The sequence below is a fragment of the Eikenella sp. Marseille-P7795 genome (assembly GCF_916618725.1).
GTDB classification, from domain to species: Bacteria; Pseudomonadota; Gammaproteobacteria; order Burkholderiales; family Neisseriaceae; genus Eikenella; species Eikenella longinqua.
Genome location: NZ_CAKAJZ010000007.1, coordinates 101129 through 112836, shown reverse-complemented (window position 1 = coordinate 112836; position 11708 = coordinate 101129). Strand labels below are relative to the sequence as shown.

Sequence of the window (11708 nt, the reverse complement as noted above, 5' to 3'; positions counted from 1 at the left end):
GCTCGCCTTCGCGGGGGTGTTCGCAGTTGAGGCTTTTGGCGAGGATGCGGGCGATGGTGGTTTTGCCCACGCCGCGAGTGCCGGTGAGCAGGTAGGCGTGGTGCAGGCGGCCTTTGCCCAGGGCGTTTTGCAGGGCTTTGACAACGTGTTCCTGCCCGACGAGGTCGGCGAAGGTTTTGGGGCGCCACTTGCGGGCGAGAACTTGGTAGGCCATGTGGGATGCTTTGCTGGAATGCTTGACTGAAACGGTTGGCCGCGCGGGCGGCGCGGCGCGGGCGCTATTCTAACATTATCGCTGTGTTTCTGTGCGCGGGATGAGGTGCAAACAGGCTACCTGAAAATCCGATGCGGCTGCTGCGTCGGGATTTTCAGGTAGCCTGTTGGGTGGGCGGCGGTTTATTTGCTATTGCCGCCGTTGTTGGCGCGGTAGTATTCCCACTCTTCCACTGCTTTGCCGTCGGGCAGGATGCACATGCCGTATTCGCTGCCGTCTTGGTTTTTGCGGATTTCAGACTTGCCGCCCTGCTGCACGCAATACACGCTGGCGGGGTTGGCCATGCCCACGGCGGGCTCGGAGGCTGCGGCGGGTGCGGAAGTGGCGGCTTGGTTGCCGGCGCAGGCGGCGAGGGTGGCCAGGGCCATCAGGGGGAGGAAGCGTTTCATGGGTTGTCCTTTCTCTAGTATCACAAATTTTCAGGTAGCCTTTGAGGGAACCGGACTGCTCCATCAAAGGCTACCTGAAAAATAACAGATAAACAGCGGCTTGGGCGTTAAGCTAAGTTTGGGGAAGTAAAGCCGCGGGCTCACAGCCGGATTTTGCGCATGGCGCGGCAGCATCGGCGGTACCAGCGTTTCTGCTCGGCAGCGGAGGGCAGGCCGTCGGCGTAGTTCCAGCGGGCGTATTGTTGCAGCAGGTCTTCCAGCTCGGGGCTGAGGCGTTCTTGCTCGCGCAGGATGTCGGCGGTTTCGATGGGGCCGAGGGCGGCGAGGGAGACGTTTTCTACATCGAGCAGGCGCTCTTTCACGCGGGCGAAGCCTTCTTCCAAGAGGTTGGCAAAACGCCGGCTGCTGCGCCGCCACCACAGCCACAGCGGAATCAGGGCAACGGCGCCGCCGATGAGCAGGAAGGTGAGCAGGCTGAGCAGGTTGAAGCCGCTGAAGCCGAGGCGGCGGAACAGGTTTTGCTGGGCGCTGCTGTCGTAGTTCACCACCCATTGCTGCCAGTAAAACTGGCTTTCGGCGGTGAGCTTGCTCCACCACTGCCAGCTGTTGCTGCCGGCCACCAGCTCTTGTTCGCCGCCTTCGAGCGCGGAGGAGAGGCCTTGCTCGATGCGGTTGCTGCTCACGCTGGCGGTGGGGTCGACGCGCAGCCAGGCGCGTGCTTCGGGCAGCCATACTTCGGCCCAGGCGTGGGCGTCTTTGCCGCGCACTTGCCAGAAGCCGCCGTCGGGGTTGTATTCGCCGCCCTGGTAGCCGGTTACCACGCGGGCGGGCAGGCCGGCGGCGCGCATGAGGACGACGAAGCTTTCGGCGTAGTGTTCGCAGAAGCCGCGCCGGCTGGTGAAGAGGAAGTTATCGATGCGGTTGGCGCTGTCGTCGAGCGGGGGGGTGAGGGTGTAGGCGAAGGGCTGGCTGCGGTAGTAGGCGAGGGTGCGGTTGACCAGGTCGGTGGCGTTGGCGGATTGGCTGCGCAGCTGGGCGGCAAGCTCGCGGGTGCGCGGGTTGCCGGTGCGGGGCAGGGCGCTGAGGCGGCGCTGCTGCCAGCCGGGCAGGTTTTCAGGTAGCCTGTTGCCCACGGCGGCTTGCAGGGTGAAGCGGCGCAGGCCGTCGTGGCTACGCACGCGCACGGTGTGGCCTTCGGCAAAGTGCATGCGGCTGCGTGAGTTGGCGGCGGTGGAGTTGATGTAGGGATAGTCGAGCGCGGGGATGCGGCCTTGCTCGTCGCGCATGATCATGCTGTAGGAAACCATGGTGGGGGTGAGGGCGGTGTCGGCGTTGCTTTCCACGAAGTTGTCGTCGGCGCTCCACTGGCTGCCGTCAAACTGGCTCATGGTGATGGCGCGCCAATAGAGGTCGGCGGGCTGGGGGGTGTAGCCGTTGTCGAAGGTGGCGTTGAAGGCTAGCTCGTTGCTCTGCACCAGATTGCTGATGCTGCCGGGCTGCATGGTGTCGGAGAGGCCGGTTTTGGCTTGGTTTTGGTTGGGCTGCGGAATGCGCCACAAAGGCTCGCTCATGCGCGGCACGGCCACAAACAATACGGCAGCCAGCGGAAGGGTGAGCAGCAGGGCAGTGGCGGCGTGGCGGAAGGCGAGGCGCAACGGCATATTGAGCAGCGCCACGCAGGTGGCGGTGCCGAACAGGGCGGCCAAGAGCCACAGGCCGATAAACATGTTTTGGTTGAGCAATACGGTGGCGCCGATGAGGAAAATCATGGCGGCCAGCAGCATGTGCCAGTCGCGCAGTTGGCGGCTTTCGAAGGTTTTCATCAGCACCATCAGCAGCAGGAGGGCGCTGCCGCCTTCGCTGCCGAACACGGTGCCCAGCTGGGAAAATACCAGGGCAAACAGCAGGATGCCGCCAATGGCGTTCAGCCACGGATTCAGCCCGCGCACATTGGCCAGCGTGAAGCCGAGCTGGATAAACCACAGCACGCCGAAGATGACGATCACGGAGGTGGGCAGGGCGAAGGCCAGCGGCAACACAATCCACAGCAAAAGCAGCAGAACGCCCAAACGCGGCAGGCGTTCGGGCGGGCGGTTGATGTATTCGGGGTTGAGGACGAGCATGATGTTTTGGTTTTGCAGAGCGCCACTTTGGCTGCAACGGTATGATTTTTCAGGTAGCCTTTGGTTTTTCAGGTAGCCTTTTCTTGGCGGGGCGGCTCGGGTGGTGTGCTGTGGAAAGCTGCCTTCCGGGTACCGGCCCGCACGTTTATTTGACAATGATGTCGGGCAGGGCGTGGCTCAGTTGCAGCGAGTTGCCGATTATACCCAAATCTGTGTCGGCAAAGCGGGCGTTTTCCAAAATCAGGCCGCCGTGCGGGCGGGTGGCGTGCAGGCTCATGCGCATTTGCGCGGGGGTGAAGGGCAGATTGTGTTTGCGGGCGTAGGCGGCGGCGCGGCGGTTGGCGGTTTGCAACATGGGAATCAGGGTGATGTCGAGGTGGAACACGCGCACGCCCAACACCAAAATGCGTGCGGCAAACCAATCGGCTTCTTCAGTGAACACTTCGGGGCTATGCTGCCCGAAATCGTGCCGTTCGGCGGCAATCAGGCAGGCGAGGGTGCGGATTTGCGGCAGCAGGGCTTCGCACAGCATGAAGTTTTTGTCTTGCGGGGTGCTTTCCTGCAAATCGGCGCGGTGTTGGTTGCCGTCTACGGCAAGGTACCAGCGTTGCAGCTCGGTGCGCGGCTGGGTGGCGGGGATTTGGCTGATTTGATGGGCTAGAGCGGTCATTTTGTGTTCCTGTTCGGCTGGGCTGTTCATAGTTTGATCCATGTTTGAGCGGCCTGCCGTGGGCAATAAAAAAACCGCTCGGGTGGTTCCGGGCGGTAGCTTCTCTTTGCTGCTGGCAGCTGCGTTTTATGCAGACGCCAAAAGATACCGCGCGGTTTGGCGGTACCAATAAAAGGGGGCGAAGGAGAAGTTTTGCGTTTTCATGGGGCGCAGTCTAAGGCAGGCGGGGAGGCGGTGTCAAGGATATTTGTTCTAAGAATGCTTGGCGGTGGGGCTTGTGGTTGGTGTTTTAGCTTCGCAGAAACTCAGCTTGGGCTAGGCCAAAACATCGGTCCACTTCGTTGAAGCTGCGCTTTCAGGTAGCCTTTATAGTGTAAAAAGAAGATTGGGAACAGTATATTGGGGTAAAGGCGGGTTAAACGGTTTCGAAATTGCTTGGAGGGCTGCTATGATGCCGGGCTTGCCGTTCTGCGGCCTGTGGAAACTATAACGAGGGATGAAGAATGTTGAAGTGTTCTAAGCTGTTGCTGTGTTTGATGCCGGTGTGGGTGTTGGCCGGCTGTGTGTCGCCGGAGGCGGCGGGCATCCGCCGGCAGCAGTCGCATATCAACTACAACGATGATGTGAAAATCGGCAGTTCGCGCACGGCATACGGTTTCCGCAGCCTGCCGGAGCGGGGCAGGGCGGAAGTGGAGGTGCAGAGCGACAAGGCGCCGGGCGAGGCCGCGCAATGCTTGCAAAAACAGCTGCAAACCCGCCTGCGACTGCCGGAAAACTTCATCCAGGTGCGCTCCTACACCAACTCGGGATACACGGTGGCGCTGCACAATCCGTTCACCAAGCGCGACGGCGTGCTGATGAACGTGCAGCAGCGCGGGGTGAGGAGCTCCACCATCCGGCTGTATGCCAACGGCACCACGCTTTCGCGCGTGTGGCGGGCCGTGCCGGCGGCGTGCAAGTAGCCGGGCGCGCATCGATGGCATTATAATGAACGCGTTTTAACCCACACAGGCAGATGCAGATGAAAAAATATTTCTTGGTATTGCTGCTGGCGTTTAGCAGCACGGTTTGGGCCTACCGCTTCCCCATCAACAGCATGGAAGTGGCAGTGTTGAAATCGGCCTCTTTCCCGCAGGTTACGCTTACTTCGGAAGGCTTTTCCTGGCTGCGCGTGCTGACTTTGGGCTGGCTGGACAACGGCGCGAAAACCTTCGATATGGTGCAGGGCGTGCGCATCAAAGACGAAAACAACCGCTTCATCACCCACGGCCAGCTGCCGAACTACACCGGCAAAGTGGTGGCGCTGCGCCGCAACGGCGCGGGCAATATCGTGGAAATGTGGATTCTCACGCCGCAGGAACACGAAGCGTTTAAAGAACGTGCAGCCTTGCTGGAAAGCCAGCAGCGCTGATACGCCGCAACAGATCAAACCAACCTCCCGCAGCCCGTGTGGCCGGCGGGAGGTTTTGTTTTCATGGCAGCCGCTGCTTGGGCTGCGCAGCAATTCGCTTTTCTTGTTTGAACTGCGTTGAAGCTGTGCTTTAGCTTCGCAGAAATTCAGCCTGTTTTCAGGTAGCCGCATCCGGGCTGGGCGACAAGGGGCGGTACACATCGAAGCGGGTGGATTTGCCGGTGTATTGGTAGTCGGGCTCTCGGCCGCAGAGGAACTCGCCCAGGTGCGGGCGCTTCACCACCACGCGGGCGGTGGCGGCGGCGAGGGCGGCGTCAAATAGGGCGGCATCATTTTGCGCGGTGCCGACCAGCTCGTGGAAGAAGGCCATTTCTTTTTTCACGGCGGCGGATTTGCGCCGTTCGGGGTACATCGGGTCGAGATAGACCACTTGCGGGCGGCCGGTTTGCGCGGCGAGCAGGGGCATGTGCGCGGCGGCATCGGTGAGGTGCAGGGTGAGGCGGCGGGCAGTTTCGGCGGTGTCGGGATGGTGCAGGGCGCGTGCGAGGCCGTCGGCGAGCAGGCAGTAGACGGCTGGGTGTTGCTCGAAAATGTGCACGTGCAGGCCGAGGCCGGCGAGGACGAAGCTGTCGCGGCCGAGCCCGCCGGTGGCGTCCCACACGGTGGGCTGTTTGCTGCGGCCGACGGCTTTGGCGAGCAGTTCGCCGCCGCCGTGCAGCCGCCGGTGTTGCGCGGTGCCGGCAGTGAAATCAACCCACACGCTGCCTTTGCTGCCGGCGCGGTGCAAGACGATGCCGTGCTCTTCGGCGGCGAGGTAGAGGCCGGAGGCGGGTGGGGTGTGGGTGATGACGAGGGCGGGGTGGCGGGCGTGTTTGGGCAGGGTGTGCGGGGCGGGGGCGAGGAGGGGATGGGGTGCATGGCTGGGATGGGTGTGGGCTGGCGTTTGCGGCGGGGTTTAACTTTAGTGTAGCCGGGGGTTTCAGGTAGCCTTGGCGGCAGGAGGGCTACCTGAAAAGAGATGTTGAGTATTTTACTCTTTCGGCTTGCCGTCCGGCGGGAGGGTATCGGCATGGCAACGCCGATTTACAATAGCATTTGCGGAAACGGGTGCAGAAAATGTTTTTGTATTCATGCGGATAAATTTTCAGGTAGCCTCAAAGGCTACCTGAAAATCTGCCACCTTGTTTCTGCCAAATGCTTCGGCTATTCGATTTCGAGGCGTTCCATGCGGTAGCGCATGGAGCGGAAGCTGATGCCGAGCAGTTTGGCGGCCTGGGTGCGGTTGTAGCGGGTTTTTTGCAGGGCTTGCTCGATGATCATGCGTTCGACGTCGTCGAGGTAGTCTTGCACTTGGGTGCGGCCGAGCACAAAGCCGGGCAGCTCGCTCGGCTGGCTGTCGTTGGCTGGGTGGGCGGCGTCGGGCTCGCTGTGGCCGGGGGGGCTGACGGCGGCGATGGCGCTGCCCCAATCGTCTTCGTCTTCTTCCAGCAGGGGGGAGCTGGAGAGCTGGAGGTCGGCGGCGTCGATGGTGTGGTCGGCGGCAAGGGCAACGGCGCGTTCGAGGATGTTTTCCAGCTCGCGGAAGTTGCCGGGGTAGCTGTATTGCAGGAGGGCTTGTTTGGCGGGCTGGGTGAGGGTGTAGTCGCCGCCTTGGCGGTGTTTACGCAGAAGCTGGGTGATGAGCTGGGGCAGGTCTTCGCGCATTTCGCGCAGGGGCGGCATGGTGAGGGAGACGACGTTGAGGCGGTAGAACAAGTCTTGGCGGAAGGCGCCTTTGGCCACGAGGCCGGCTAGGTCTTTATGGGTGGCGGAGATGATGCGCACGTCTACTTTCACTTCTTGCGCGTCGCCAATGCGGCGCACGGCTTTCTCTTGGATGGCGCGCAGGAGCTTCACCTGCATGTGCAGGGGCAGGTCGGCCACTTCGTCGAGGAAGAGGGTGCCGCCGTGGGCGTGTTGGAAGAAGCCGAGGCGGTCTTGGTCGGCGCCGGTGAAGCTGCCTTTTTTGTAGCCGAAGAATTCGCTTTCCATCAGGTTTTCGGGGATGGCGCCGCAGTTTACGGCCACGAAGGGGCGGCTGCGCCTGTCGGAAAGCTCGTGGATGCTGCGCGCGGCCTGCTCTTTACCGGAGCCGGATTCGCCGGCGATATACACGGGCACGGTGGTGCGGGCGAGCTTGCGGATCATCTGCCGCGCTTCTTCGATTTGCGGGGAGCGGCCGATTAGGCGGGGGATGTCTTCGGGTTGGCGGCGGGCTGTTTGGCGGGTGCGGCGGGGGCGAGGGGTGCTTCGGCTGCGGCGGGCTCGCTTTTTTCAGGTAGCCTTTCGGGCTGGGCGGCGGCCACGGGTTCGGCCGGCTCTGCTTTGGCGGCGGTGCCGGCCGGGCGGCTGTCTTCTTCGTTGATTTTGATGGCGGATTTCACCAGGGTGCGCAGCTGTGCCAGAGTGATGGGCTTTTGCAGGTAGTCGAAGGCGCCGGTTTTGATGGCCTGCACGGCCTGGTCGGCATTGCCGAAGGCGGTGATCACGGCCACGGGCACATCCAGCTCTTTTTCGTTGATGTATTCCACCACTTCCAGCCCGGAGCCGTCGGGCATGCGCATATCGGTGAGCACGAGGGAGAATTTTTTGTTGTCGAGCCACTTTTTGGCGGCATTGACGCCCTCGGCGGTTTCCACCGATAAGCCCATTTTCATCAGGGTCATTTCCATCAGGTCGCGGATATCTTGTTCGTCGTCCACAACCAATACCGGTTTTTGCAGGCTTTGTTTACTCATTGAGGTCTTTCGGCATGGTTAGTTCGAATCCCTTGATTTCGGGATGGTAGGAGAGCTGGCCGGAGTTGGCGTGGGCCAGCTCGCGTGCCACATACAGGCCCAGCCCGGTGCCTTCGGCGCGGGTGGTGAAAAACGGCTCGAACAGGCGCGGCTGGTTTTCCGGCGATACGCCGGGCCCGTCGTCCATCACGGTGAGCGATACGGCGATGCCGTCGTCGGTGGGCTTCACCATCACGGTGATGGAGTCGCGGCCTTGGCTGCCGTGTTGCCAGGCGTTGTTGATGAGGTTCCACAGAATCTGCTGCAGGTGCATTTTGTCGAAATACACTTTCAGCGGGCCGCCCTGCATATAGAGGTGAACTGCGTTTCTGGCTTCGGGGCGGGTGAGCAGGAATTCCTGCTTGAAATCGAGCCAGAATTTCATCAGGTTGATGCTTTGGCCGTTGAGGCGGTCGCTCTTGTTTAGGCTGCTCACTTCTTCCAGCATTTTGTCGATGCGCTGGATGTTGTTGTCGATGATGCCGCGCAGTTTGGCGGTCATCGGGTCTTCGTCTTCTTCTGCTAGGAGGTCATTGGATTGGCGGATGGCGGAGAGCGGGTTGCGGATTTCGTGCGCTAGGTTGGCGGTGAGCTGGCCGAGCGCGGCAAGCTTGGTGGCCATGGCTTCCACGGCCACTTCCTGATCGGAGCGGATAAACAGCATCAGCAGCGATTCGTCGCTGCGCACCAGCGGGCGGGCGCGCACCTGCACGCCTTGCCCGCCCAGCTCGGCATGGGTGATGAAGTTGCGGGTGGGCGCGCGCTGCCAGCGTTTCACCAGCAGGGCAAATATTTCTTCGTAGCGGTCTACCTGCACATAGGGGAAATAGTGGCCGGCCTGGCGGTTCATCAGCCAAATACGGCTGCTGGCGTCCACCACCACCACAGCTTCAGACACATGGTTCAGCACCAATTCGTTTAAGCCTTTGAGGCGGTCGAAGGCACGGCGGTGTTTGCTCAGGGTGGAGGCGGCGCGGTTGAGGAAGGAGGCGTAAAACGAGGTGAGCAGCGCCACCAGATAGCCTGCTGCGGAGAGCACCAGCGTGTGGATAATCGCATTACTGCCGCTCTGGGTGTTGGCTTCCAGCGGCCAATAGCGCAGCCAAGTGCCGATAATCAGCAGCAGGGCCACGTAGGAGGCATACAGCAGCGGATAGCGACCGTGGCTGAGCAGGCAGGATACGCCGATAAAGGGCAGGATCAGGATGCCGAAGCCGGAGGAAATGCCGCCGGCTAGGTGCATCAGCAGCACCATCATGGTGATGTCGGCCACCGCGCTGATGTTGGGCAGGTTGTTGTCTTGCCGCTGCCAGTTGGGGAAGGCCATGCTGAATACGATGAGGCCGCCGTAGGCCGCTGCCCAAATATAGAAGCGGCTGCTGAAGATGGGCATCGCCGCCAGCCGCGCCATGCCCACATTGCTGCCGTAGGCGTTTACCAGCACGTGGAAAGTAAGCAGTGAGAGCAGTAGGCTCACGCGGGCGATGTTCATCAGCCAGGGCAGGCGGTCGAACTGGCTGTCTATTTCCTGATCGGGGCGCAGAAAAGCGGGCATCACGAAGCCTCCTGTGTGGCAGAGAGTGCGGTGAGGCTACCTGAAACTTCCAGCAGCCGGCCTTTGTGCCCGCGTTTGCCTTCAATATCTTGCACGCGCAGCCGTTCGCGGTGCGCCGCGCCGCGCCTGCCCTTGCTTTCTGCCCAGAAATCCGGTGTGGACACCAAAGCTGCCAGTTGCAGCTTGTCGCCGCCGCGCAGCGACATCAGTTGCAGGCCGCGCCCCTTGGCCATCACTTTCAATTCGCCTATCGGGAAGGCGAGCAGGTATTTGCCCTCGCTGGCCAGCACCAAGCGGCAATCCGGGTTGATGAGCGAAGATTGGCGCACCGGCAACGGTGGCAGCATGGTTTCGCCGCTTTCCAGCTTCACCACTTCCTTGCCCGCTTTCACGCGCCCCACCAAATCGCCCAGCTTGGCGATGAAGCCGTAGCCACCGCTGCCGGCGAGTAGGTAGTGGTCTTGCGGCTGGCCGGCCAGCATGGCGAGCACGGCGGCACCGGGCTGTAATTCAATCAGCGAGGCCAGCGGCACGCCGTCGCCGCGACCGCCGGGGATTTCGGCCGGGTCGATGGTATAGCTGCGGCCGAGCGTGTCGAACACCACCACGGGGTCGACGGTGCGCGTTTCCAGCGTTTGCTGCAAGGCGTCGCCCTCTTTGAAGGTGGTGGCCGACAAATCCAGCCCGTGCCCGGAGCGGCTGCGTATCCAGCCCTGCTGCGAGAGGATGAGCGTTACCGGCTCATCGGCGGTGGTGTGGGTGAGCGCGGCGCGTTCGGCTTCGGCCACCAGCGTGCGGCGCGGGTCGCCAAACTGTTTGGCGTCGGCCTGTATTTCTTTGATGACGAGCTTTTTCTTGGCGCCTTCGTCGGCCAGCAGGTTTTTCAGGTAGCCTTCTTCTTCGCGCAGGTCGGCCAGCTCTTGCTCCAGCTTGAATCCTTCCAGGCGGGCGAGCTGGCGCAGGCGGATTTCCAAAATATCTTCGGCTTGGATTTCGGAGAGGCCGAAGGCGGCCATCAGTTCGGGCTTGGGCTCGTCGGCTTCGCGGATAACGCGGATAACCTCGTCGATGTGCAGGAAGGCGGTCATGCGGCCGTCGAGGATGTGGATGCGTTTGAGCACCTGTTCGAGGCGGTACGCCAGGCGGCGGGTGACGGTGGACACGCGGTAATCGAGCCATTCTTGCAGGATGGTTTTGAGGTTTTTCTGCGCGGGGCGGTTGTCGAGCCCGATCATCACCAGATTGGCCGGCACATTGCCTTCCAGCCCGGTTTGCGCCATTAGGGTGTTGATGAAGTTATCCGGCTCGATGCGGCTGGATTTGGGTTCGAACACGAGGCGCACGGGGTGTTCGCCGTCGCTCTCGTCGCGCACTTTGTCGATGAGCTCGAGCATCAGCTTTTTGGTGTTGAGCTGGTCTTGGTTGAGCTGTTTTTTGCCGGATTTGGGCTTGGGGTTGGTTTGCTCTTCGATTTCGGCCAGGATTTTCTGCGCGCTGGTGTTGGGCGGCAGCTCGGTGATGACGAGGCGCCATTGGCCGCGTGCCAGTTTTTCGATTTCGTAGCGGGCGCGCACGCGGATGCTGCCTTTGCCGGTTTCGTAGAGCTGGAGCAGGTCTTTGGCCGGGGTGATGATGTGGCCGCCGCCGGCGAAATCGGGGGCGGGAATGTGCTCCATCAGCTCGGCGGTGGTGAGCGTGGGCTTTTTGAGCAGGGCCACAGCGGCGGCGGTAACTTCGCCCAGGTTGTGCGGCGGGATTTCGGTGGCCATGCCCACGGCAATGCCGGAGGCGCCGTTGAGCAGCACCATGGGCAGGCGGGCGGGCAGGGCAACGGGCTCTTCAAACGCGCCGTCGTAGTTGGGCACGAAATCCACCGTGCCTTGGTGCAGCTCGGAAAGCAGCAGCTCGGCGATGGGGGTGAGGCGGGCTTCGGTGTAGCGCATGGCGGCGGCGCTGTCGCCGTCGCGCGAGCCGAAGTTGCCGATGCCGTCGATTAAGGGATAGCGCAGGGTGAAGTCTTGCGCCATGCGTACCATGGCGTCGTAGGCGGAAGCGTCGCCGTGCGGGTGGTATTTGCCCAGAATTTCGCCCACCACGCGCGCGGATTTCACCGGCTTGGAATTGGCGGCCAGCCCCATTTCCTTCATGGCAAACAGGATGCGCCGCTGCACGGGCTTTTGGCCGTCGCCCACGTCGGGCAGGGCGCGGCCTTTTACCACGCTCATAGCGTATTCGAGGTAGGCGCGTTCGGCGTAGGGGGCGAGCAGCAAGATGTCGCTGTTTTCAGCGGATGCGGTGTTTTCTGGCATGGTGTGGCTGGAGTTTCGGTTGCTAAACGCCGTAATTGTAAAGCAAGCAAGGGTTTTCAGGTAGCCTGCTGGGCGGTGGGGCTGGCTGAAACCATCGCGGGAGAACAGGTTAAGTTTTGTAGTGTGCCTTGCGGACGGCGGGGGAGTGGGTCTTATAATTG

9 protein-coding genes and 1 pseudogene are annotated in these 11708 nt (G+C 61.8%); 2 read left to right on the top strand and 8 right to left on the bottom strand.

What is annotated here, in order from left to right; translation table 11 throughout:
* From LG371_RS10355 to LG371_RS10340, 4 genes are all read right to left on the bottom strand, one after another.
* Positions 1-214, bottom strand: a 214-nt coding sequence (locus LG371_RS10355) for an AAA family ATPase (RefSeq protein ID WP_225748429.1), incomplete at its 3' end; no start/stop codon positions are given.
* Positions 215-396: 182 nt separating this feature from the next.
* Positions 397-663: a DUF333 domain-containing protein gene (locus LG371_RS10350; protein WP_225748428.1), complete on the bottom strand. Its 267-nt coding sequence runs from the start codon at positions 661-663 to the stop codon at positions 397-399.
* Between the two features lie 140 nt (positions 664-803).
* Positions 804-2786, bottom strand: coding sequence for a DUF3488 and transglutaminase-like domain-containing protein (locus LG371_RS10345; protein ID WP_225748427.1), 1983 nt, complete (start codon positions 2784-2786; stop codon positions 804-806).
* Between the two features lie 145 nt (positions 2787-2931).
* Positions 2932-3456: a hypothetical protein gene (locus tag LG371_RS10340; RefSeq protein ID WP_067592448.1), complete on the bottom strand. Its 525-nt coding sequence runs from the start codon at positions 3454-3456 to the stop codon at positions 2932-2934.
* 503 nt (positions 3457-3959) lie between these two features.
* Between LG371_RS10340 and LG371_RS10335 the strand changes: the two genes are divergently transcribed.
* Positions 3960-4418 (top strand): hypothetical protein, encoded by a 459-nt coding sequence (locus LG371_RS10335; RefSeq protein WP_225748426.1) that lies wholly within the window; start codon positions 3960-3962, stop codon positions 4416-4418.
* Between the two features lie 59 nt (positions 4419-4477).
* Positions 4478-4867, top strand: a complete 390-nt coding sequence (locus tag LG371_RS10330; RefSeq protein WP_067592262.1) for a hypothetical protein — start codon at positions 4478-4480, stop codon at positions 4865-4867.
* 157 nt (positions 4868-5024) lie between these two features.
* On the opposite strand, the gene LG371_RS10325 is transcribed toward LG371_RS10330, so the two are convergent.
* From LG371_RS10325 to parC, 4 genes and pseudogenes are all read right to left on the bottom strand, one after another.
* Positions 5025-5747: a class I SAM-dependent methyltransferase gene (locus LG371_RS10325; protein ID WP_225748430.1), complete on the bottom strand. Its 723-nt coding sequence runs from the start codon at positions 5745-5747 to the stop codon at positions 5025-5027.
* A 323-nt stretch (positions 5748-6070) separates the two neighbouring features.
* A pseudogene (locus tag LG371_RS12445) lies at positions 6071-7644 on the bottom strand (sigma-54-dependent transcriptional regulator).
* Positions 7637-9238 (bottom strand): PAS domain-containing sensor histidine kinase, encoded by a 1602-nt coding sequence (locus LG371_RS10310; RefSeq protein WP_225748424.1) that lies wholly within the window; start codon positions 9236-9238, stop codon positions 7637-7639. The pseudogene LG371_RS12445 and the gene LG371_RS10310 overlap by 8 nt, the downstream one beginning before the upstream one ends.
* Positions 9238-11547, bottom strand: a complete 2310-nt coding sequence (gene parC, locus LG371_RS10305) for a DNA topoisomerase IV subunit A (protein WP_225748423.1) — start codon at positions 11545-11547, stop codon at positions 9238-9240. The genes LG371_RS10310 and parC overlap by 1 nt, the downstream gene beginning before the upstream one ends.
* Positions 11548-11708 lie beyond the last annotated feature (161 nt).